Source organism: Saccharothrix sp. CB00851, from assembly GCF_001905065.1.
Taxonomy (GTDB): Bacteria; Actinomycetota; Actinomycetes; order Mycobacteriales; family Pseudonocardiaceae; genus Actinosynnema.
In genome coordinates, this window is the sequence record NZ_LWLC01000021.1 from 100,057 (window position 1) to 121,786 (window position 21,730).

Sequence of the window (21,730 nt, forward strand, 5' to 3'; positions counted from 1 at the left end):
CTCATTCGGAAACTCAGCGTTGGTGGGCGTAGGCGTCGGCCAAGCGCGTCTCCCACTCGGGTGCCAGCACGGTGGGTGGCCCGAAAGTGGCTCGGAGGTAGGGACGCCCCAGTGCGACGACGGTTTCCCTCCAGCGCTGCACTACCCATCCGCCCACTCGGCTGATGCGAAGCGCTTCCGTCGCTGCTGCCGAGGGAGCGACGAGTTCTCCGAATCGCGCGAAGCTCTCGAAGTCTTCGGCTGTGGCCGGCATTGGCTCCGGCAGGGCGATCGCCCAGTCCAGGTCGACGATGTTCTTCTTGCCCGCTTTCTCTTCAGCGACACGTTTGGCATACGCGGCTCGAATGTCGGCTACTTCCGCCACCAAGTCTCGAACGGCGACCGCGCAGGCGCTCCAGTCAGTCTGGGGAACGCCGGCCGCCTGTTCCAGCTCCCGTAGCGTGCGGACCGCTCCGGCGGGATCCCACGCCAGGAGTGCTTTCCGCTTGCACAGGTCGAGCAGGCTTCGAGCGGTCTCAGGTTCGGTCAAGGCAGTGGCGGCGGGCCTCACCCAGGCTCCGGTCCTCGATCCCTCGGTGTCGAGGTGCCAGACCGCGATGGCATCGTCTTGACCGGCTCCGGCTCGGCAGACGATCACGTGCCCGATCATGGTTCGGCCATCGGCCGCTCGAGTGGGCAGCAAACCGAGGGCACTGTGCTCCAGCGGTTCGGCGGTCATCATCTCTCCTACGATGGACGTGCTCAAAGGCACCGCCCACGCGGTTGACCTTCGTCCATGACGTGTCCATCGTCGTGGGTCGCCATTCGTTTCACCTCAGCGCCCAGCGGTGCCTGCAAGCCGTCAGTCGCGCCGCATACCGAGACTTCTTCACATGTAACCCTCGACCGACGTGTGCCGATGGGCAGTTGACCGCTCGCCGTGCCAGAGCAGCCACGCGTTTACGTGCTCAGGCCCGGATGGTGGACGCTTCGGCCGCGGATGAGGAGATCATGGGCAGAGAATGGGTTGCAGTCGACTTCGAGACCGCCAACTGGTCGCGAGGAAGCGCCTGCGCGGTCGGCATGACCCTGGTGAAGGACGGGAAACTCACCGACCGGCTGTCCACTTACATCCAGCCGCCGGGCGAAGGTGGCTTCCATCCGTACAACACGTCCCTGCACGGCATCACCGCCGAGATGGTTCGCCGCGCCCCGGAGTGGCCGCGGGCACTCACACAGATCATGGACTTCGCCGGCGGCCGCACGCTGGTGGCCCACAACGCCGCCTTCGACATCGGCGTGATCCGCGACGCCTGCACGGCGAGTTCCGTGCCCTGGCCTGAGCTGAGCTACGCCTGCACCCTGGTCGTGTCCCGACTGACTTGGCAGTTGCTGACCTATCGCCTGCCCTTCGTCGCCGACGCCGCGGGCATCGCGATGGGCGAACACCACGACGCGCAGGCCGACGCGGACACCGCAGCCCAGATCATGCTCGCGGCCATGCGGCTCCACCAGGTGGACACCGTTGACGATCTGCTCGAGGGCCTGCGCGTCCGCTACGGGCAGCAGACCAGCGACGCCTGGACCGGCTCACGACGACTCGGCTCGTCCGCACGACGACTCGGCTCGTCCGCACGACGACTCAGCTCGTCCGCACGACGAGAGATCCCCACTGCCAACCTCGACGCCGACCCCGACTCGATGCTGTACGGCCTGAACGTGTGCTTCACCGGAACACTGACCACGATGACGCGCGCGGAGGCCCACCAGCGACTCGCCGACGCCGGTGGACAGGCGATCGCCGGGGTCACCAAGAAGACCGACGTGCTCGTGGTGGGCATGGCGGACCCGTCCCGGTTCGCGGTCGGGATGAGCGTCAGCAGCAAACACCGCAAAGCCCAGGAACTGCTCGACCGCGGCCACAAGATCGAGATGATCGGAGAAGTCGACTTCCTCGAATGGCTCAGCTCCTGAAGGGTGATTACCCTGGGTACAGGCCGGCCACCGTGATCAGCGATGTGACCACCTTTCGGGACTGCCGTCCAGGGCCACGCCGACCACGCCGCATGGCTGAACCGAGCTACGAGAGGAGGCCGTTGCGTCGGGCGATCGCCACCGCCTCCAGCTTCGACCGCGCCCCGAGCTTCTCCAGCACCCGCTGAACGTGGTTGCGCACGGTGTTGCGGGCCAGACCCATGCGCTCGGCGATCTCCTCCGTGCCGGTGCCCTCGGCCATCAGCGCCAGAACTTCGCGCTGACGGCCCGTCAGCGGCACCGCGCCGTGTTCGCCACGCCCCGCCGGCTTGTCCGGTCCGCCTGCGAGCAGCACGCCGTCGAACACGACCTCGCCCGCAGCCACGCGCAGCAGGGCTTCGGTCAGCTCTTCCACCGAGCCGACTTGAGCACCAGCCCTGCGGCGCCGGCCTCGGCGGCCCTGGCGGCGACGGACACGGTCGCGTCGCCGGTCAGCATCAGCACCGGCACGTCTTGCGCGGTGAGAGAGGCGACCGCGTTCAAGCCGTCGCCGTCGGGCAGCCTGCGGTCCAGCACCACTACGTCCGGTCGGAGTTCGAAGACCTCGACCAGTGCGGTGGTGATCGACCGGGCCGTGGCCACGACCTCGATCTCATCCGACCGCGCCCACGCCAACCGGATGACCTCGGTCACCAGGTGGTGGTCGTCGACCAGGACGACGCGTACCGGTCGTGATGGGTCGGAGTCCGCCATGCCGTGGACATCCCTGTTCGCTGGTTAGTCTGCCCGCGCTCGCCCTCAGCCTTCTGACCGGACGCCTTACTTGGAGTCACGGTACCCGTTGAGTGGACCACCTGTGGCCGTTCACACGACGTCCCCGCCGCGGCGCGTTGATCTTCGAGCTTCGCCGACGCCGACGTGCGCCAGCGGCCTGACCTAGGCTGGGGCCATGTCAGAGATCCAGTCCAGGACACCCGCCGAAGCCTTCGAACTGCTGCTCGCCGGCAACCGGCGCTTCGTCGCGGGCGCTCCGCAGCACCCGAACCAGGATTCGGCACGGCGTGCCGAGATCGCACCGGGCCAACGGCCGTTCGCCGTGCTGTTCGGGTGCTCCGACTCCCGGCTGGCCGCGGAGATCGTCTTCGACCGTGGCCTGGGTGACCTGTTCGTGGTGCGCACCGCGGGTCACGTGGTCGGGTCGGAGGTGCTCGGCAGCATCGAGTACGGGGCGGAGGTGCTGGACTGCCCGCTGGTCGTGGTCCTCGGCCACGACTCGTGCGGCGCGGTGGGGGCGGCGCGGGCCGCGGTGGAGAGCGGGACGGCGCCGGCCGGGTACATCCGGGACGTGGTCGAGCGGGTGACGCCGAGCGTGTTGGCGGCGCGGGCCGCGGGTCGGGTGGCGGCCGACGAGGTTCTGGCCGAGCACGTCCGGCACACGGTGGACCTGCTGTTGGACCGCTCCCGCGTGCTGGCCGAGCGGGTCGACGCGGGCCGGTCCGCTGTGGTGGGCCTGTGCTACCGCCTGGCCGAAGGCCGTGCCGATGTCGTCGCGGCCCGCGGCCTCGACGTCACCGTCGGCTCGGCGTTGTGATCGGGGCTGCGCCGGCCGCCCCACCCGGACTTGTGCCGCTCACGCGGTGGGACGGGGTCCCGCGGCACGACGGAGCCGGTTGGCGATCGCGAGGCCCAGTCCTTCCTCCGCTGGCAGGGAGGCGACGATGAGGTCGCACCCAGCCGGTGACATCGGCGACCCAGTCGCCCAGCTGCTCCGCGCTGCCGATGTGGACAATCAACGGGTGCGAGGGCGGGCGGCCCTTGACCTGGAAGACGCGGCCAACGGCGGCGGTGTCCTCGACGGTCGCGCCCAGCCCGTACACGGTTTACGTCGGGACGACCACCAGCCCTCCATCACGCAGCACGCCGGCGGCCTTCTCGATGTCATCGGTTCCTGCGGTCACCCGGCGAACCTCCACTGTTCGACTTCCGCGGGTGGACGGCGATCAGCCGCCCATGCCGCCGATGCGTATGGTCCTGACGACGTTGGCGGGAGCTTCGACGACGGTCAGCGTGCCGCCGTTGACGTGCAGTCGTTGCCAGATGTTGAGCAAGGCGCTCAGGGCCCGAGGAGTCGCAGAACCCGACCGCAGCGAAGTCGAGCGCGAGGTGAAGGACGTCTGCGTCGATCAGGGCCAGCACGTCGTCGTACATCACGTGCGCGTTGTCGTGGTCGATCTCGCCGCCGACGGTCGAGCACCGTCCGCTCACCGGTGGCTCTGACCCGCGTGACCGTGATCCTGTGCGGATTGCTCACCGGTGGTCTCCGTCGTGCCGGGACTTGCGTTGCGTGCCGGCGCCGTTCGGCCAACCGGCTGGATCGCTCCAGCTTGGCACAGCACATTCGTCTGCCGCCAATCGCGAGGGGCACCACCGCGGCCCGCTTGATCGGGTATCCCATGGAAGCAGTTTCCATTGGCATGAGCGTGCTGCGCCGGCGATCTCCGATTCCGGCGTAGTCGCCCTCGTGTGCCGGCAGAGCTCGCGCAGAGTGCTCTTCAGGCGATTCATGCGATTCACGGCGATTGCACGAAGGCAACCCGTAGCGTGGTGTGGGGATCACGGGGAGGGGGCCGCGGGTGGGCGCGATCAGGGCTGTGGTGTTGTGCGTGGCCGGTCCGTGGCTGTTCTTCATGGGCTTCAGCTTCCTGCTGGAGGACTTGCAGCTCGTCCGCGCGGAGGCTGAGGTGATCGCGGTCGACGTGTCCACCGACCGCGGTGTCAATGATCACACGCGGGCGAGGTGGGAGGCGATCGTGCGTTTCACCACCGACGAAGGGGCGGTCGTCACCGAGCGGCTTGAGCGGTCCAGGACGCGGGACGAGCCCGGCGACCGCGTGCGGGTCCGCTACGACCGGACGGACCCGTCGTCCGTGGCGCGCGGCGAAGTCTGGTACTTCGAGCTGGCGCTCGGTTGCGTCGGTGCGGTGATGACGCCCTTCGGTGTGGTGCTGTTGCGCAGGCAGTTCCGGCCCGGTCCGACGGCGGACACCACGGCTGGCGAGCCCAGTGCCGGACACCAGAACTTCCAAGCGGAGTCGCCGGGCTCTCGTGACGAGGAGGGATGAGCGCCACTGTGCCGCAGGACGACGAACGGATCCGGGACGAGCGGATGTGGTGCGCGTCCACCGGCTTCGAGCGTCGGACGGGCCACCCGCCCAACCCTGGTGATCGGCCAGGCGAGCCCGTAATGACGCGTCTGCCGATGACTCGCCGTGGGTAAGGGCTGGAGCTCAGCGAGGACGCTCGGCGGCGCGGCATCGGGTTCGCCGTGGCGCCGGCTCACCGCGTGGTGGTCAGCCCGCTGTGGGCGACCGAGGTCGATGAACTGCTGCCCACGCTCGCCCGAGCGGTGGCCGCCGCCGTGATCGGTGATCGCCAGGCAGATCGACCCTCGGGGTCGACCAGCCCGAGACCGTCGACCTGGCCGTCCCGGCCGGTGAGAACGCCGTCCGCAAAACCTCCGTCTGACAGGATCGACGCACCGGCCCAGACCGGGGGCGGTAAACCTCGCCCGTCGATGTGGCTGTCACCGAAAGGGCTCTGGCACACTTTCGGCGGTGACGGTGAGTAGTCGGTCGCGGCCGTGACCTTGCGGCGGAGATCGATCCCCTGCCCGGAAGGTGCTTCGGGCTGTCGACGCCTTCGTCATCGCAGCGCCGGGCGCCGGGCGGCACGGCCACAACCCGGATGCCGACCGCGACCACTGCCCTCCGCCACGCGAACACCGGTCCGATGGCGAAGGCCAAAGCCGGACTCCGAACTCGACGCCTCCCGTTGACAGTTAACATCACGCAGTCCCCGTTGCTCAAACGGAAGGTGCTTGAGCTTTGCAGAACGATCTTCGCCGTGCGGTTGCGCGCGTTAAGCACATTGACGACCAACTCCTCGTCTATCTCGAACTGGCCAACGGGTACCTGTTCACCCTGCAGGATTCCGACAGCGATGAAGACCTACTGGCAGTGGGCGACGTCGTTCTCGTCACCCCGGACCTCGACTACGTCGATCGCGCGCCACAAGCACTGTGGCCGGAGGCTCACTGGATCGGGATCGTTCGATCCGTGCTCACGGACGAGGCGATCGTCAACATCAACGGCAACCTCAGGACCGTTCCTCTGCCGACCGATTTCAAGGTCGTCATGGGGAACACGGTCGAGGGCACCGACCGGCTGGGCATCACGCGCCTGCTCGCCGACAAGCCCATCCGGCAGCACGAGATCTTCCTCGGTGACGCGTTCGACGTCGACAAGCTCCGTGAAACCCCTGACGGATCGTTCAGCTACGACGACTTCGGCGGGTACGAGGAGGTCAAGGACCGAGTCAAGGACCTGATCGAACTGCCACTGCACTACCACGACGAGTTGCAGATGATCGGCGCTCGCGCCATCAAGGGAGTCCTGTTCACAGGCCCCTCCGGCACGGGCAAGACGCTGCTGGGACGGATCATCGCCCAGCAGGCCGACGCGGTGTTCTACAAGATCAGCGGCCCGGAGATCATCAGCAAGTACGTCGGCGAGAGCGAGGATGTGATCAGGTCGATCTTCGAAGACGCTCGCTCACAACCGCGGGCGATCATCTTCTTCGATGAGATCGACAGCGTCGCACCACAACGCGGCGACGAGTCGCACGAATCGTCACGTCGCCTCGTCGGCCAGTTCCTGACCTTGATGGACGGCTTCGACACGACCGACAACGTCATCGTGATCGCGACGACGAATCGCCCTCAGGACATCGATGTAGCGCTCCGCCGACCAGGACGGTTCGACTGGGAGATCCACTTCCCGAACCCCTCCAGAGACGACCGCGAGGCCATCCTCGTGACGAGTGCGCGCAAGCTCGCCACATCCGGCGACCTTCCGCACGGCGCGATGGCGGACCGGACATCAGGCTGGTCACCGGCCGAGCTCACGGCCATCTGGAGCGATGCCGCCTTATTCGCCGTCAAGGACCGCCGTAAGGCGATCACCACCGAGGACTACCTCGCCGGGTTCGAGCAGGCCGCCAAGCGCCGCAACCTGATCGCCTCCAGTCGACCGGCAACTACCCCGAAGGCGGACACCGCAACATGACGACGAAGCGGCGTGGCGAGGCGAAAGCCGACGCACAGACGCAGCAGGTGAAGAACGAGCTGCGCGAGTTCATCTACCTCGACGAGGTCAGTGTCACCAGCCTGCTGTCTTCACGGGACGGCGCGATTCCCCACGAGTTCACCGACAACAACGGTTCCGCGTACAAGGGCGAGGTGAACGGACAGGCCGAGGCGGGCTTCTCACCGTTCAAAGCCCGTCTCGGCTCGCGCTTCGAGTCGTCTCGCAGTTCCAACGCGCAGGTGGTCAGCAAGGCCACCGTCCAGGCGTTGGTCAAACGTCTGTGGGACCTCGAGAAAAACGACATGTCGTTGCGCGCCAACCTCCCCACCACCAGTCGGCCGTCCCGCAACGACGCGAAGCGCATCCTCGCGCATGAGCTCGACCCAGCCGAGAAGTACTGGATCGTACCTGCCACCGACCTTGACCGCGGCCAGCTCGCCGAGATCGAGGTCGAACTGGACACGGACGCGATCTTCCAGCTCAGCAACATCCTCGCCACGCTGAAGGAGCTCGCCGACGAGAACGACGAGCTGCGAGCCCAGTTCGGATCAGCCGAGGTGCTGGACGGCCTCATCTCGATCAACAACCTGATCGAGAAGATGATGGTCAACCTCATCCCGCTGAAGGGCCGCGTCGTCGACTACGTCGGCGTGGACACCGAGCACGGCCTCAAGATCGTCCACCGGAGCGTCCACGACGACCTCGAAGTCGGCTCGGGCTACCTCGCTCAGCCGATCTACCTCGTGGGCGACACCCAACGGGATCTGTACTGGAAGGACATCCGGCGGATCCTGTTCACCCAGTCCCGGTATCGCGTGCTCTGTCGCTTGAACAAACAAGGGATCAGCGCCACGTGGAACCCGCTGAAGCTGGGAGACTCGCTGAACCGGATCGACCCGAGCCTGAGCCAGAAGATCGCCGAGTTCGGCTCGGTGGCGGTCGGCGCCTTCTCCGGTACCTCCAGCACCGGCTCCAGGACGGACGAACTCCGCACAGCGGCGCTGACCACCTACGGAGAGCTCATCGCCGAGGAGCTTGCCGTCTCCTTCAGTTCCGACGACGCGATCGCCCTGTCGGTCCTCGCCGCCGAGAACCAGCACGTGTTCCGATCCGCCGGCAGTGCGTCAATTGCCTTCAAACCGATCAGGGAGTACGTGGAGAGGTTGGCCGATAGGCCCTTGTCCGCAGAGGTGCACGCGCACCTCCGCCAGACGGCGTGCCACCGGAACGGGCTTCAGATCGACGGAACGCCGGTGAACCCGGCGAGTAACGCCCCTTCCCCGCCTCAGGAACGCGTTGCGGAGAACCTGATCGACGCGGAGATCATTGCCATCTACTGGTAGCCGAGGGGCGAGAGTCCATTTCGGACTCTCGTCCCCGGCCGCGTCAGAGCAGCTTGCCCTGGACGATGGGCAAGTCGCGGACACGTCTGCCGGCGGCGTGGTAGATCGCGTTGCCAATGGCGGCGCCCACACCCCATGATCGGGTCTCTCCAAAGCCTCGCGCTCCCATCTACGCGCTGGCAAGATCGGGTGGGTCAAAACGAGCGGCTCTGGCGCACTTTCGTTGGTGACGGTGAGTAGCCGGTCGGTTCGTGATCCCATGATGGATGCCGATCTCCTTGCAAGGACGGTATTTCCGGACTGTCGGTTCCAGCCGTTGGGTGCGCGGCGGAGGGCGGTGGTCGCGGTCGGCATCCGAGTTGTGGCCTTGCCGCCCGGCGCCCGGCGCTGCGATGACGAGGGCGTCGACAGCCCGAAAGCACCTTCCAGGCAAGCGGATCGATCTCCACCGCAAGGCCACGGCCGCGAGACTACTCACCGTCACCACCGAAAGTGTGCCAGAGCTATCGAAGGGGTGTGACGGCTGTCCCGGCGTGGATCGGCGTCATGGCGCCGAACCAGGTGTGGGCCGGGACGGTGCCGCCGTAGAGGTTGCCGGTCGCGCACAGCCTGGGTGGTCCGGGGTTCAGGGCTGTCGTTGAACGTCTGCACCGCCCCCGCGTAGTCCGAGGTCGCACCGACGAACGCGGCCGACTTGTAATCCTCCGTGGTGCCGGTCTTGCCGATCATCGGCCGGGTCCAGCCGTGCTGCCGGGCGGCAGCCGCCGCGGTGCCGCGATCGTCGTCGTCGCTCAGCGCCGTGGCCAGGGCGTCGGCCAGCGGTTCGGGCACCGCCTGCTCGCACGGTGACGCCGGCAGGTCCACCGAATCGCCGTGCCGGTCGATCACCCCGACGACCGGTGTCGGCTCGCACCAGACGCCGCCGCTGACAACCGTGGCGGCAACGTTGGCCAACTCCAACGTGCTCGACGGTGAGGGTCCGAGGGTGAACGAGGCGTTCTGCCGACCGGTGAAGAACTCCGCCTGGTCCACCCTCAGCTCCGGTCGCGGCGAGTGCGGGTCCGGCGGCACTCCGGCGATGTTGGTCGCCAGGGTCCGGCGCATGCCCAAACGGTGGGCCATGTCGACGACGGCCTCCAGGCCGACGCGCTCCTCCAGGATGACGAACGCGGTGTTGGGCGAGGTCGCCAGCGCTTGCCGCAGCGTCATTCGGGGTGGATAGCTGTCGTCGTGGTTGGACAGGCAGTACCACCGGGTGTCTGGTTCACCCGTGGACGGGCAGCCGGGAGCGCCGCCTTTGAACACCCGGGAGGTGTAGGAGGCGGGCGCCGGGATGACCGAGTCGATGTGGTAGCCGTGCTGCAGCGCCGCGGCCGCGGTGAAGATCTTGTAGACCGATCCGGCACCGAACTTGTTGGCCACCGCGCTGGGCAGGTCGAGCACGGTCTGGAAGCGCTGCGCGTCGACACCGTAGTCGCGGTTGGCTACGAGGGCGAGGACTTGGTGCTCCTCCCTGCCAGGGTGCACCACCGCCATCGTGTTGGCGATGCCGAGCGCGTCGCGGGGCACCTGCGCGGTCACGGCCCGTTGCACCTCGGCGCTGGCCTCCCGGTCCAGGGTGGTGCGCACGGTGTAGCCGCCGGTCTTCAACCGTTCCAGGTCCATGCCCTTCGCAGCCAAGTGATTGACCACGTAGGAGCAGAAGAAGCCGAGCTTCGGTTCCGCGCCTACGCACCCGGTGGGCAGGGGACGCACCGGTGTGCGCACGCCGAGCGGTTCGCGCTTGGCCCTCTCGGCCACCTCGCGCACCAGCATGCCGTGTTGTGCCATGAGGTCGATAACGGTGTTGCGGCGGAGTTGGGCAGCGTCCGGGTGGCGCTGCGGGTCCAGGGCCGTGGGGCTGTTGACCAGGCCCGCGAGCAGGGCGGCCTGCGGCACGGTGAGGCGGTCCGGCGTGGTGCCGAAGTACGCCTGGGCCGCAGCCGCGACACCGTAGGTCCCGACGCCGTAGGGCACGGTGTTGAGGTAGCGGGTGAGGATCTCGTCCTTGGACAGCGTGTCCTCCAGCGCCATGGCCATGCGGATCTCCCGCAACTTGCGCGCGGGGTCCCGTACCCGCAGGCGCTCCTGTCGCACCGGGTCGTCGCGAGCCACCACGTGCACCAGCAGGTTCTTGACGTACTGCTGGGTCAGCGTGGACGCGCCCTGCACCACCTCGCCCGAGGTGTAGTTGCGCATCGCCGCACGCGCGGTGGCCACCCAGTCCACGCCTCCGTGCTCGTAGAATCGGTGGTCCTCGACGGCCACGATGGCGTCCTTCATCGCCTGCGAGATCTCTTCCGACGCCACCGGCACGCGGTACTGGTCGTAGAGGTACGCGTACGGCTTGCCGTCGGCGTCCACCACCGTGGTCATCAGCGGCATCTCGACATCGGCCGGCAGCACGACCGGACCCGCGGCTTGGTCACCGAACCGGACCAGCACCACGCCCGCCCCACCGACGACCGGGAACAGCACCCCGGCCACGAGGACACCCGCTACCAGGCACAGCCCGAGAAGACGCGTCATCGCCTACTCCTCACCGCCGCGCGGCCGGCGCGCCCACGACCGCTCCATCGAGACCGGCACGTTCCCAGCGACGACACGGTCAACACCACACCGACCACCACCTCGTTAACGATCACCGACCGGCTGGCCGCGTGGTCGAGCACGAACGGCGAGACGCTCGTCCACGCGCCGAGGACCGCGGTGATCACGTCGAACCAGGGCACGCCTCGCGGCACCACCGCACCGATGATCGCGACGACCACCACCACGGCGCCGACCGCACCATCGGCGACCGCCGCACCCGACTCCGGGTACTCCAGGATCGAGGGAGCGAGCACCAGCCACACGCCGGCGGCTGCGACTACCACGCGCGGTCCTGGTGGGCTCTGAGGCGCAGCGCGCCCGTGATCCGGTGCATCGCGCACATGCCGGACCACGACGTCACCAGTCCGCGCCGGTTGCCCGTTCCACGGTCGCCGACGCCCGTACACCGCCAGAAGCCACCGCCTCGCCGCCACCGGCATCGCTCGTCTTGGTCAGCCGGGTTCCCGAGGTGCTGGGGAATTACCGTGCGGCCGGCTTGCGACTCGCGGCGCGGGCGGATGCGACCTCATGCCTCACCACGACTCGCGAGGAACCCGTCGTCGGGCCTGCCACTCCCGTCCGGGGGTCACTGCGATCCGCGCCCCGACTACTTCCAGGCTCCGGAACCGGTGTCCCACCTCTGGTCGGCCTGGTGCGCCCGCTCAGCGCTCGCGCGCGGCGATCTGCACCGTCAGCTCCTGCCGCTGCCCGTCCCGCAAGACCACCAGGTCGACCCGGCGACCCGGCTCGGTGCCGCGCAGCGCACCCGGCACATCCTCCACGTCGCGCAGTTGCTGCCCGGCCGACAAGACGAGCACGTCATCGGACTGCACCCCCCCCCCGCTTCAGCAGCCGGGCCGCCGTCGTCCAGCCCTAGCACCAAAACCCCACCCTCGGCCGCCACGCCGAACCGCTCGCGGATGTCGTCGGTCAGCCTGCCCAGCGACACACCCAGGCCCGGACACGATCCCCGCCGTAACGGTGTTCTCGACCCCCAGCGGGCTCCCGATGGCCAACACCAGGCCACCCGTACGGGGCAGCTCCTCCCGGTACTCGGGCACCGGGAAATCCTTCCGCCCGGTGCGCACCACCGCCAGGTCGGTGACCGCGTCAGTGGCCAGCACGTCGCCCTCGGACCGGTCGCCGTCGGCGTACTCGACCACGACATCCCGCTGGTCACCGACGACGTGCTGATTGGTCGCCACCACGTCGGATCGGAAGTCGCGGTGTTGGGGCGGTCCCGGCGGTGCACGCCGCGGCGGTCGCCATGGCCATCAGGAACGCCGCAGCGCGGAGGCTTTCACGTTCCGACTCCCGGTGGGTGGCGCCACGGTTCCCGGCGTACCTGCATCAACGCCTCGGGTCACCCGAAGCGGAGAAAGCGGACATCGCGGTGGCCTCGTCGAGGCGATCGCAAGGATCGTGGGCTGCGGACACTGCCGTACTGGTAGACCGGTTGAAGGACCTGCGCAGCGTGCTCAACTCGCCGACGTCGTGGGGCAGTTCGGCGCCGGTGGCACGTCGCCGTCGTCGGTGGCCTCCACCATGGCGTCCACCGTGATCTCCCCCGCCTTGTCGAAGGTGAACGTCAGCGGCACCGTCGTGCCCGCCTGCACCTCCTCGGTGAGATCCACGATCCGCAGGTGGTAGGTCAGGTCGGGGGTGCCGGGCTCGGCACCGCTGTCCGCGGCGGGCACCGGGAGGCGCGACACGGTTTCCGCGGTGCCGTCACAGTCCTTGTCGGACCGCAGTTCGACAGAGGACGCATGCCCCGTGCTCACACCCAGCAGCGCGTCCGCCTCGTCGGACGCGCTGAGCAACGCCAGTCGGACCACCGCGTCGTCACCGGGTCGGTAACCGTTCCCTCCCGGGGCTTCGACGAACACGTTGCGCAGCTTGACGTCACCCACTTCAGCGTTGGTGCCGATCGTGCCGCTGCCCAACACCCTCTGCGGCTCACCGCACGAAACCAACGCCGCAGCCGCCAACACCGCCGCCCCCAGGATGCCGATCCTGTTCATGCCGCTCGGGTACCCAGCCCGGGAAGGTCGTACCCAGCACGGTGCCGGCGTCAGGAAAGCGCAACGTGCGAGGACAGCTCCGAAGTTCGAACCCCGCAGCTGGTGCAGCCGACCACGAGGGGCAGGAGACGGCGGCTTCGACCGCGGTCGCGGTGGCGGTGTGGCTTGGTGCGTTGGGGTGGACGATCGTGGCCCGCAACGACGTCGGTCAGCGTGACAGCACGGCCCGAGGGCGGGTTCGCGGCCAGCGCCCCGTCGACCAGCTCGGGGTAGGAGCCGGTGGTGCGGTCGCAGCCGTCCCGGTCCCCGACCGCGTCCCGACAGGTGCACTCGGCGGGCCGACGATCGACGGCGGTGGCTCGTTTCAGCTGGCGAGGACCTGTGGTGAGAGGGTCTTGAGCATGGCGCGGTGTCCCAGTCGGTGGGCACCAGGGAACCGCCTTCCCGGATCAACGGCCTGGTCAACCGGTCGGGTGAGGCGTTCGCCCGCCAGCCGAACAGGTCCTTCGGACCCAGCCTTCCCCGGTTGACCCGATCGACCTCACGTCCTCGAACCCCGACGATCCGCCCATCACGCACGGCGATGTCCATCGCGTCGCCGTTGGAGTGCAGCAGCGACGCCGACTGCACCCACCGCTCCACCTGGTCCTCGGTGATCCCGTCGGCGAGGTGGGTGTCGACCCGCGCCGGCCACTGCGAACCAGGCCCGTACGGGGTACGTCCGCCCCACGGGTTCTCGATCCGATCACGCTTGGTCACCGGGCGCCTCCCGAGTTCCGTGCGCCCACGGGTACCCGCGTGGTGGTGCTCCAACCGGCCGTCAGTCGTCGAATCGGACCTTCGCCCACACGGTCGTGCCGGTCGCCTCCGACCTGACGCCCCACTGGCCGGTCAGGCAGTCGACGATCAGCAGCCCCGCGCCGAAAGACCACCCCGCGCCGTGTCCTCGCTCGCGGCTGCGGACGCGGATCGTGAGCTCATCGCCTGATTCGTCCAGTGAAAGTGCGAGCACGTACGGGGCCGCACCATGCCGTCGCGCGTTGTCCAGCAGCTCACCGACGACAGTTCCGACGAGCAGGGCCTCGTGGCCGAGCCAGCCGACCATCCGCTGCCGCACCCACCGCTCGATCTCGGCGCTCGGAAAGCACTCGGCGTCTTTCATGACGAGGACCACCGTGTCGTCACCCGTGCTCACCTGACCACCTCACCCTCGCCAGGGTGCCCTGCGGACTCTGCTTCATCAGTACTCCGTCGACGGGGTGGGGAGAACCGAAGAGTGCACGATCGTCAGGCAAACGCAAGGTCGTCAAGACCGCTCAGTGATGCCGCCTGACGTTCTCCTTGCAGGTGCTGTCTCTTTCTGTCTCCAGGATGACCGCCGAACCTAGCCTCGATGGCGAACCCGCATCCGTGACAGGCAGGAGAGGACGATGCTCACCATCGACGAATCGGCAACCACGGCCATCCATGAACTCACCAACGCGGCCGGAGTAGCGCTCGACGGGGGGCTGCGGATCGCGCTGGCGACGGACACGCGCGAGCGCGACTTCGACCTGTCGATCGCGTCCGGGCCGGCGGACGGCGATCGGGTGGTCGTGTGCGAGGCCGGAGCCAGGGTCTTCCTCGAACCCGGGGCGGCGGACCTGCTGTCGGACAAGGTGCTGGACGTGCGCAGGCGTCGAGCCGGCCGGGTCCATTTCGGGGTCTACCCGCAGAACTGACGGATCTACAGTGGCCCTGTGCCCCTCGGCCACTGTTGTGTGGTGAACCGTTCCTCCGGTCGACGTGAATACACGTGGAAGTGGTGTTGACGAGGAGGACGGCGACGTGGCGAACGATGTCCTGGGCGGTGTGCCCCAGGCCGATCGGCCGCGTTGCGGTCGCCTCACACGAACGGGTACGGCCTGTGCGGCAACGGTTCGGCAGTCCGTCGCGTTGGGCGAGTTCGCTCCCGCCTGCGCCAGGCATTTGCGCCCGGATGAGCGACAGCGGATGGACAACGAGCCGTTGTGGTCACCGGTCGAACAAGTGTACTGGCTGTTCACTCGCGCACCGGAGGCCACTCTGCTGCCCGTCTACCGGATCTCCAACCGGCTGAAGATCCAGCAGCCGGTGGTGGTCGACGCGCTTCGTGAGTTGGTGACCCAAGGTCGGGCGCACGCCGTTGCGGGCCACCGCTATGAGTTGTGGGGGACGCCCGAACGGGCGAAGCAGTGGACGAATGACGAACCAGCTTCACCTCGGAGCTCGTGACCAAAGGGTCCGCCCTTGACCTGCGCCCAGCCGCCGGCCGGGCGATCAGGAGCGTTCCCGAGCGCCAACCCGCGCACCCGAAGTCAGGCATTTCACCCGAAGTCCGCCGCTTGCTGCGGAAACCGTTTCTGACGTGCGCACCGGCGGTATGACGTTGGTCCCGATCCGACCCTGCCAATTGCCCGGCGGACCGCGGCGGATGATCGGCTGGCAGGGGATGTCCGACCCAGCTGTCGCCTGCTGGCGTCGCGCCTGATCGGTCGTGTGATTGTGCGGCCGTCCCAGGTGCCGATGGCCGACACCCGGGACGGCTCGGGCACGGGAGCGCGCCAAGGGGTAGCAAGACGCACTCCCGCACGCGGGGTGGGTGGCCGTCAGCGGAGGCCGATTCCCAGGTCGAGGTCGAGCAGTCCACCATGCAGAGTGCGGAAGGGGCCGCAGGCAGCCGGTGAGGTCGCCTCCAGCGGCAGGGACGGGTCGAGGTCGCTGGGCGCGCTGCCGTCGTAGGTGCCGCTGTGGTCGGGGTCGATGCCGTGCACGACGAGCACTGCCTTGCCGTCGCGGATGTCACCGGCCACGTCGGGGGTCACCGTGATGCTGCGGCGGTAGTTGTACGAAGTGCCGTCCGGCGTCGGGAAGCGGTCGATGGCCAGGCCGCTGGCCGGGCTGGTGTCGCCGCTGGTGGTCAGCGAGGTGCCGATGTGGCCGTAGAAGGGATGGCCTTCGGTGGTGTTGACGATGCCATCACCGCTGGTGTCGGCCCGCTGGGTGGGACAGCGGCCCTGGGCGCCGATGTGGATGTGCTGCGCGTGCGGGGCGTCGGCCAACACCCCGCGCACCCGGAAGGCGATGTCGATCTGGTCGCCGCGCAGCACCAGAACGCCTTGCCCGGAGGCTCCGCTGTGGTTGAGCTGCCGGAGCTGCACGGTGGCGACCGTGGCGTCACCGTCGTTCCGGTGTTCGGTGCCGTGGCCTCCTCCGTGCGCCGACGCCACTGCCGGCGCCGTCAACGCCAGAACCAATGTCACCACCGGAACCGTCGCGCGTGCCGCCCTGCTCGTAAGTCGACTCATCTTCGTTCCTCTTCCTGGCGGGGTCGAAACGATCTGCCCTTGCACAAGGTGTTCGGCGCTGGCTTCGATCCGGATTGCCTGTACGACGAAGTGGTCTGGCCAACCGCGACGCCACCACGAGACGGCGCAGGAAGTTCACGCCATCGAGTGACACCTGGACGGGCGAAACGGGAGGAGGGCCGCGGCCACGGGGAGAGTAGCCGCGGCTCTTCTCGCGCGGAGCGGTGCGGATCAGGAGGTGGGCATCATGACCTTGTCGATGACGAAGACCGTGGCGTTGGCGGTCGGGATGTTGCCGCACAGGACCTTGGCACCGTTGACGGTGACGTTGTCGCCTGAGCCCTCGACCTTCAGCGTTCCACCCTGGACGGTGGGCAGGGTGGCGGAGGACAGGATGCCGTCCTTGTCCATGCGCTGCGGCACGACGTGGTAGGTCAGGATGGAGGTGAGCTTCGGCTTGTCGGCGAGCACGGCGTTGACGGTGTCCTGGCCGAGGGCTTCGAAGGCGGGGTCGTAGGGCGCGAAGACCGTGTACTTGGCGTCGGCCTTGTTGAGGGTGTCCACGAGACCGGCTTCCTTCACGGCGGCCACGAGCGTCTTGAGGAGAGGGTTGTTGCTCGCGGCGGTGGCGACCGGGTCGTCGACCATGCCGTCGAGCGAGCCCTCGTCGGTGGCTTCGGCGGGCAGGCTGGCGCAGCCGGCGCCGAACACGTCACTGGTCTTGGTGACGCCGTCGCTCATCGCCGCGCTGCTGGTCGTGGTGGTCGTCGTCGTGGCGGCGGCCGAGGTGGTGTTCGAGGCGGCCTGTTCGCCGCTGCTGCACGCCGCGACGGAGATCAGGGCCGCGGTGAGGACGCCGATCGCGGACGCGAGCCGGGTGCTGCGCATGGGAGTTGCTCCTTTGAGGACGGTGGCCGGACCTTGTGCTTGCCGGCTTGTCATGAGTGGTTCGGTGCCGGTGGGGCGACGGATTGGTCAATCCGGGAAAAACTTGAGCGGTTTCCGCACCGGCCGTTGCGAGGCTGGTCAGGGCCGTGCGGTGAACACGATCGTGTGGCACCCGGCGGCGCCGTCCGGGATCGGCTCGGCCCGGTCGGCGGTCTGGGTGTAGCCGGTCCGGTCGGTGGCCCGCACTTCCAACGTGTGGGAGCCGGCGGGCAGGTCGAGCTCGGCGCGCCACATCCGCCAGGTGTCGACGTTGACCTCGGTGCTGAGCTTCGCGGCCTGCCAAGGGCCGCCGTCGACCCGGACCTCCACCTTGTCGACGCCCTTGTGCTGCGCCCAGGCCACCCCGGCGGCCACGAACCGGCCGGCCGGCACCTGCTCGAACGCTTTGGGCCGGTCGACGCGGGACATGGTCTTGATCGGGGCACGTCGTGCCCAGTCGCGCTTGACCCAGTAGGCGTCGAAGTCGGCGAAGGTGGTGAGTTCGGCGTCGACCAGCCACTTGGTCGCCGAGACGAACCCGTACAGGCCCGGCACCACCATCCGCACCGGAAAGCCGTGCTCGGCGGGCAGCGGCTCGCCGTTCATGCCGATGGCCAGCAAGGCGTCGCTGTCGGGTTTCATGATGTCCTCGACCGGGGTGCCGCAAGTCCAGCCGTCCACGCTGCGCGTCGCGAGCTGGTCCGAGCCCGGTCGCACGCCTGCCTCGGTGAGGATGTCGCGCAGGGACACGCCGATGAAGTTCGTGGTCGAGATGTACGGCCCTCCGACCTCGTTGGACACGCAGCACAGGCTGATCGTCTTCTCCGCCAACGGCCGGTTCAGCAGGTCGTCGTAGGTGAGCACCAGTTCACGCTCGACCATGCCGTGCACGCGCAGCCGCCAGTCCTGCGCCCGCATCCTCGGCACGGACAACGCGGTGTCCACCCGGTAGAAGTCCGCGTTGGACGTGATGAAAGTCGGCGTTCCGTCACCGGCGAAGTCAGCGCCGGCCGGGATCGGCGGCGCGGTCTCGTCCGGGACGAGGCGGATGGCACGGCGGGAGGCCTCCACGTCGACCCGGCCGCCGACGAACTGCCCCGCCGCCGCGGTCGCGCCCGCCGCGGCGGCCACGGCGGTGGACGTGATCAGGAAACGACGACGGCCCAAGCCGGGCACCGACCAGTCCAGCGCACGCGTCTCTGGCTGACCGGCGCTTTCCATTGTGTCGTCGGCGGACTGCGGCTCGTCCGCAGCGGGCTCGCCCGCCGAGATGCGGGGAGCGAGCCGGTGTAGCCACCGGAAGACCGCGACGCCGACGACCAGGCTGGTCAACGGTGCGAGCACGGCGATCGTGCCCAAGGTCGGGCGGGTGAGCACCGCCGCGCCGCCGAGCAAGCCCAGTGCCGCGGCCAGGATGGTCCCGGGCAGCGGGCTGCGGCGGGACAGCAACCCGGCCACCACAGCGGCGGCGGCGATGACGAAGGCCATGCCGGCCAGCAGCACGATCTTGTCGTTCTCGCCGAACGTGCGGATCGCGAAGTCCTTCACCGGGTGCGGTGTCAAATCGATCGCGGTGTTGCCCACGGCCAGGAACGGTGAGGCGAACGGGTCGATCAGCGCGGCCACGAGGTGTCCCGCGGCCAACGCGGCGGCCACGGCGACCAGGCCCACCACCGCGGCCGCCCACAGCGGCAGCCGCGGCACCGCGGGATCGGACGACTGCCTGGACGTGGATGCGTTCATACCAGGTCTTCGCAGCCGGCGACCCCGCGGATTGCCGTTCGGGCGGATATGGCTCACACGAGCGGAAGGACCACCACGGTCGGGGTCGTAGGTTGCGGGGAGCCACCCTGGGGCTCCACGGTCAGCCCCACGGCTTCCCTGCCGGTGAAACCACTGGCCAGCAACGGATCGGACGGTCCGTCGGAGGACGTGAGCAGACCGGCCGGACGTGGCCCGTCGGCACCGATCAACCACAGCTGATAGGTGCGGTCCTCGGGCAACGGCGCCAGCCCGTGGGCCAGGAACACCACCTGTCCCCTGGCCGACGACGCCACGACGGTGCCCGTGCCGCCGCCTGCCACGTCACCGCGCACGAGCTTGGCGTCCGGTGCGGCCAGCAACTCGGCGACCTCGCTGTTGCGGGTGTTGACCTGCTCCAGGGCGCGCAGGTCGCGTTCCAGTCGGTTGTTGGTGTCCACGGCCTGGATGCCCAGCGTCACGGCGACCGCGATGCCCGCCGCGGCGGCCAGCGTGGCGGTCCTGCGCAGCCACCGGCTTCGCCCGGTGGATCCACCTGAATGCAGTGCGACCACTTGGGACGGTTGGTCGGTCCGGTCGTCGGTCCGCGGCGGCAACTGGCGGGCGTGGGCCACCGCAGCCAGCACCTGGTCGCGCAGGTGGGCAGGGGGTTCGACCGAGCTCTCGCCGGCGAGCAGCGCGGTGGCCTCGAGCAGATCGGCCGTCTCCTGCGCACAGCCCGAGCAGCCCGCGAGGTGCTCCTCGAACAGGCGCCGCTCGGCGTCGGAGAGGGCGTCGAGCACGTAAGCGCCGATCAACGTGTGCGCTTCGATACGCGCGGTGTCGTCGGTCATCGGGTCACCCCCAGGCAGTCTCGGAGCCTGATCAAACCGTCCCGCATCCTGGTCTTGACCGTGCCCAGCGGGATGCCGAGCACCGAAGCCGTCTCCGGATAGGTGTAGCCCCGGAAGTAGCTCAGCAGGATCGACTCCCGCTGCAGGTCCGTCAACGTCGACAGGCAGCGACGCACCTGCCGCCGCTCGATGCGTGCCGCCACCTGCTCACTGACCGCGTCGAACGGCGTCTCCACGTCGAGGCGGGCGGCCAGGTCCTCCCGGCGGGTCGCGGACTGCGCCGAGCGGACCCGGTCCACGGCCCGGCGGTGCGCCATCGTCATCACCCACGCCAGCGCACTGCCCCGCCCCGGGTCGAAGCGGGCGGCGGTCCGCCACACCTCCACCAACACCTCCTGCGTGACCTCCTCCGACTGCGCGTGATCACGCACCACACGACGCACGAGGCTGAACACTCTGCCCGCCACCACGTCGTACAGCCGCGCGAACGCCTTGTCGTCACCGCGCGCCACCAGGGCCAGCAACTCCTCGGCGGTGGCGTCGGCCCGCTCTGGGGTGTCGGCGGATACGGCCTGGAGCTTGCGCTCACGCCCTGCCATCGTGCCCCTTTCCGATCGGATCGTCCTCGATGAGGTTCCCCCGGTAGCTCGATGGCTTTCCAGACATGGTCCGATAGGACCTGAAGGGAGTCGTCCGTGGCACCACCGAAGAAGTACCCCGACGAGTTGAGGGCCCGTGCGGTCCGGTTGTACCGGGAGTCGGAGCCCAAGCCGGTGATCAGGCGCCTTGCCGAGCAGCTGGGTGTGCATCACGAGGCGTTGCGGAACTGGATCCGGCAGGACGAGGCCGACCGCGGCGAGCGGGAAGACCGGCCCACCGCGACCGAGTCCGAGGAGCTGCGCCGCCTCCGCAAGGAGAACGCGGAGCTCAAGCGGGCCAACGAGATCCTCAAGACCGCGTCCGCGTTTTTCGCGGCGGAACTCGACCCGACCCGGCGACGGTCGTGAAGCTCGTCGAGCAGCTTCGCGACCGCTTCGGGGTCGAGTTCGTCCTCCGGGTCCTGGGCATCGCCTCTTCCACCTACCGCGGCTGGGTGGCCCGCCAGGCCGACCCGTCCCGACGTGAGCGCGACGACCGGGCGATCACGACCGAGATCATCGACATCCACGCTGCCTCGGGCGGGACCTACGGCAGTCCGCGGGTGCACCAGGTGCTGCGCCGCCGGGGTATCCGCGTGTCGCGCAAGCGGGTCGAGCGGCTGATGCGCCAGGCCGGGCTGCAGGGTGCGTTCCTGCGCAAACAGTGGCGGACGCCGTCGACCAGGCGGGATCCACGGGCCGCGCCAGCGCCCGATCGGGTGAACCGGAACTTCAGTGCACCCGCGCCGGACCGGTTGTGGGTCGCCGACGCCACCCGGATCCGTACCGGTGAGGGCACCTTCTGGCTCGCGGCCGTGCGCGACGCGTTCTCCAACCGGATCGTGGGCTGGAAGACCTCAGACCGCTGCGACACCGAACTGGTCCTGGGCGCTCTGGAGTACGCGATCTGGTCCCGCGACGTGCGCGACGGGCAGTTGATCCACCACAGCGACCGAGGATCGACCTACACGGCCTTTCGCTTCGCGGAACGGTTGAAAGACAACGGGATTCTGCCTTCGATGGGGTCGGTCGGCGACTCGTACGACAACGCCCTGATGGAGAACTTCTTCTCCACGTTGAAGATCGAACTGGTCTACCGCCGCGCCTGGCGCACCCGTGACGAGGCCGAGAACGAGCTGTTCCGCTATATCGA

The 21,730-nt window shown here is 68.7% G+C and carries 24 protein-coding genes and 1 pseudogene; 9 read left to right on the forward strand and 16 right to left on the reverse strand.

Annotated elements, in window-relative coordinates; all coding sequences use genetic code 11:
- Nucleotides 1–13: 13 nt before the first annotated feature.
- Nucleotides 14–718: a DUF6218 family protein gene (locus A6A25_RS20975; protein WP_143193314.1), complete on the reverse strand. Its 705-nt coding sequence runs from the start codon at nucleotides 716–718 to the stop codon at nucleotides 14–16.
- A 239-nt stretch (nucleotides 719–957) separates the two neighbouring features.
- On the opposite strand from A6A25_RS20975, the gene A6A25_RS20980 reads away from it, so the two are divergent.
- The gene (locus A6A25_RS20980) at nucleotides 958–1,953 is read left to right on the forward strand and encodes an exonuclease domain-containing protein (RefSeq protein WP_083668520.1); all 996 of its coding nucleotides are present in this window, start codon (nucleotides 958–960) and stop codon (nucleotides 1,951–1,953) included.
- A 106-nt stretch (nucleotides 1,954–2,059) separates the two neighbouring features.
- Here A6A25_RS20980 and A6A25_RS45625 read toward each other — a convergent pair whose 3' ends face one another.
- Together A6A25_RS45625 and A6A25_RS45630 are read right to left on the reverse strand one after the other, a co-directional pair.
- Nucleotides 2,060–2,368: a response regulator transcription factor gene (locus tag A6A25_RS45625; RefSeq protein ID WP_241828823.1), complete on the reverse strand. Its 309-nt coding sequence runs from the start codon at nucleotides 2,366–2,368 to the stop codon at nucleotides 2,060–2,062.
- Entirely contained in the window at nucleotides 2,356–2,706 is a 351-nt protein-coding gene (locus A6A25_RS45630) for a response regulator transcription factor (protein ID WP_241828824.1), read from the reverse strand. The genes A6A25_RS45625 and A6A25_RS45630 overlap by 13 nt, the downstream gene beginning before the upstream one ends.
- A gap of 196 nt (nucleotides 2,707–2,902) precedes the next feature.
- Here A6A25_RS45630 and A6A25_RS20990 point away from each other — a divergent pair, with 196 nt between their 5' ends.
- The gene (locus A6A25_RS20990; RefSeq protein WP_073892492.1) at nucleotides 2,903–3,544 is read left to right on the forward strand and encodes a carbonic anhydrase; all 642 of its coding nucleotides are present in this window, start codon (nucleotides 2,903–2,905) and stop codon (nucleotides 3,542–3,544) included.
- Between the two features lie 39 nt (nucleotides 3,545–3,583).
- Here A6A25_RS20990 and A6A25_RS46885 read toward each other — a convergent pair whose 3' ends face one another.
- On the reverse strand, nucleotides 3,584–3,697 hold the full coding sequence (locus A6A25_RS46885) for a Sua5 family C-terminal domain-containing protein (RefSeq protein ID WP_380735009.1): 114 nt from the start codon (nucleotides 3,695–3,697) through the stop codon (nucleotides 3,584–3,586).
- A gap of 7 nt (nucleotides 3,698–3,704) precedes the next feature.
- Nucleotides 3,705–3,830, reverse strand: a pseudogene (locus A6A25_RS46890) (L-threonylcarbamoyladenylate synthase); the annotation flags it as partial.
- A 786-nt stretch (nucleotides 3,831–4,616) separates the two neighbouring features.
- On the opposite strand from A6A25_RS46890, the gene A6A25_RS21000 reads away from it, so the two are divergent.
- The 3 genes from A6A25_RS21000 to A6A25_RS21010 all read left to right on the forward strand — a co-directional run bounded on the left by A6A25_RS21000 (nucleotide 4,617) and on the right by A6A25_RS21010 (nucleotide 8,440).
- Nucleotides 4,617–5,075, forward strand: coding sequence for a DUF3592 domain-containing protein (locus A6A25_RS21000; RefSeq protein ID WP_143193315.1), 459 nt, complete (start codon nucleotides 4,617–4,619; stop codon nucleotides 5,073–5,075).
- Between the two features lie 762 nt (nucleotides 5,076–5,837).
- Nucleotides 5,838–7,076: an ATP-binding protein gene (locus A6A25_RS21005; RefSeq protein WP_073892495.1), complete on the forward strand. Its 1,239-nt coding sequence runs from the start codon at nucleotides 5,838–5,840 to the stop codon at nucleotides 7,074–7,076.
- Complete coding sequence (locus A6A25_RS21010) at nucleotides 7,073–8,440, forward strand: DUF6414 family protein (RefSeq protein WP_073892496.1); 1,368 nt, start codon at nucleotides 7,073–7,075, stop codon at nucleotides 8,438–8,440. The genes A6A25_RS21005 and A6A25_RS21010 overlap by 4 nt, the downstream gene beginning before the upstream one ends.
- 480 nt (nucleotides 8,441–8,920) lie before the next feature.
- Here A6A25_RS21010 and A6A25_RS21015 read toward each other — a convergent pair whose 3' ends face one another.
- The 6 genes from A6A25_RS21015 to A6A25_RS21045 all read right to left on the reverse strand — a co-directional run bounded on the left by A6A25_RS21015 (nucleotide 8,921) and on the right by A6A25_RS21045 (nucleotide 14,287).
- The gene (locus tag A6A25_RS21015; RefSeq protein WP_241828826.1) at nucleotides 8,921–11,008 is read right to left on the reverse strand and encodes a transglycosylase domain-containing protein; all 2,088 of its coding nucleotides are present in this window, start codon (nucleotides 11,006–11,008) and stop codon (nucleotides 8,921–8,923) included.
- Complete coding sequence (locus tag A6A25_RS21020) at nucleotides 11,005–11,355, reverse strand: SPW repeat domain-containing protein (RefSeq protein WP_158073778.1); 351 nt, start codon at nucleotides 11,353–11,355, stop codon at nucleotides 11,005–11,007. The genes A6A25_RS21015 and A6A25_RS21020 overlap by 4 nt, the downstream gene beginning before the upstream one ends.
- 378 nt (nucleotides 11,356–11,733) lie before the next feature.
- Nucleotides 11,734–11,904: a hypothetical protein gene (locus tag A6A25_RS45635; protein ID WP_241828827.1), complete on the reverse strand. Its 171-nt coding sequence runs from the start codon at nucleotides 11,902–11,904 to the stop codon at nucleotides 11,734–11,736.
- 12 nt (nucleotides 11,905–11,916) lie between these two features.
- The gene (locus A6A25_RS46650; protein ID WP_073892499.1) at nucleotides 11,917–12,279 is read right to left on the reverse strand and encodes a trypsin-like peptidase domain-containing protein; all 363 of its coding nucleotides are present in this window, start codon (nucleotides 12,277–12,279) and stop codon (nucleotides 11,917–11,919) included.
- Nucleotides 12,280–12,549: 270 nt separating this feature from the next.
- Nucleotides 12,550–13,092: a copper chaperone PCu(A)C gene (locus tag A6A25_RS44150; protein ID WP_158073779.1), complete on the reverse strand. Its 543-nt coding sequence runs from the start codon at nucleotides 13,090–13,092 to the stop codon at nucleotides 12,550–12,552.
- An 820-nt stretch (nucleotides 13,093–13,912) separates the two neighbouring features.
- Nucleotides 13,913–14,287: an ATP-binding protein gene (locus A6A25_RS21045; protein ID WP_073892501.1), complete on the reverse strand. Its 375-nt coding sequence runs from the start codon at nucleotides 14,285–14,287 to the stop codon at nucleotides 13,913–13,915.
- A 235-nt stretch (nucleotides 14,288–14,522) separates the two neighbouring features.
- On the opposite strand from A6A25_RS21045, the gene A6A25_RS21050 reads away from it, so the two are divergent.
- Both A6A25_RS21050 and A6A25_RS44155 read left to right on the forward strand, forming a co-directional pair.
- Nucleotides 14,523–14,813 (forward strand): hypothetical protein, encoded by a 291-nt coding sequence (locus tag A6A25_RS21050; protein ID WP_073892502.1) that lies wholly within the window; start codon nucleotides 14,523–14,525, stop codon nucleotides 14,811–14,813.
- A 106-nt stretch (nucleotides 14,814–14,919) separates the two neighbouring features.
- Entirely contained in the window at nucleotides 14,920–15,345 is a 426-nt protein-coding gene (locus A6A25_RS44155; RefSeq protein WP_158073780.1) for a hypothetical protein, read from the forward strand.
- A 374-nt stretch (nucleotides 15,346–15,719) separates the two neighbouring features.
- On the opposite strand, the gene A6A25_RS21060 is transcribed toward A6A25_RS44155, so the two are convergent.
- The 5 genes from A6A25_RS21060 to sigK all read right to left on the reverse strand — a co-directional run bounded on the left by A6A25_RS21060 (nucleotide 15,720) and on the right by sigK (nucleotide 20,538).
- Nucleotides 15,720–16,373: a hypothetical protein gene (locus A6A25_RS21060; RefSeq protein WP_143193316.1), complete on the reverse strand. Its 654-nt coding sequence runs from the start codon at nucleotides 16,371–16,373 to the stop codon at nucleotides 15,720–15,722.
- 276 nt (nucleotides 16,374–16,649) lie between these two features.
- On the reverse strand, nucleotides 16,650–17,306 hold the full coding sequence (locus A6A25_RS21065) for a fasciclin domain-containing protein (RefSeq protein WP_073892507.1): 657 nt from the start codon (nucleotides 17,304–17,306) through the stop codon (nucleotides 16,650–16,652).
- 138 nt (nucleotides 17,307–17,444) lie between these two features.
- Entirely contained in the window at nucleotides 17,445–19,088 is a 1,644-nt protein-coding gene (locus tag A6A25_RS21070) for a molybdopterin-dependent oxidoreductase (RefSeq protein ID WP_073892509.1), read from the reverse strand.
- A 53-nt stretch (nucleotides 19,089–19,141) separates the two neighbouring features.
- Nucleotides 19,142–19,939 carry an anti-sigma factor gene (locus A6A25_RS21075; RefSeq protein ID WP_073892510.1) on the reverse strand — a complete coding sequence of 266 codons (798 nt, stop codon included), beginning with the start codon at nucleotides 19,937–19,939 and terminating at the stop codon, nucleotides 19,142–19,144.
- Complete coding sequence (sigK, locus tag A6A25_RS21080) at nucleotides 19,936–20,538, reverse strand: ECF RNA polymerase sigma factor SigK (RefSeq protein WP_073892512.1); 603 nt, start codon at nucleotides 20,536–20,538, stop codon at nucleotides 19,936–19,938. The genes A6A25_RS21075 and sigK overlap by 4 nt, the downstream gene beginning before the upstream one ends.
- 96 nt (nucleotides 20,539–20,634) lie before the next feature.
- On the opposite strand from sigK, the gene A6A25_RS21085 reads away from it, so the two are divergent.
- Together A6A25_RS21085 and A6A25_RS21090 are read left to right on the forward strand one after the other, a co-directional pair.
- Nucleotides 20,635–20,946 (forward strand): transposase, encoded by a 312-nt coding sequence (locus A6A25_RS21085; protein ID WP_073892513.1) that lies wholly within the window; start codon nucleotides 20,635–20,637, stop codon nucleotides 20,944–20,946.
- Nucleotides 20,943–21,730 (forward strand): IS3 family transposase (locus tag A6A25_RS21090; protein ID WP_073892515.1); only part of this gene is annotated, 788 nt, incomplete at its 3' end. The genes A6A25_RS21085 and A6A25_RS21090, both read left to right, overlap by 4 nt.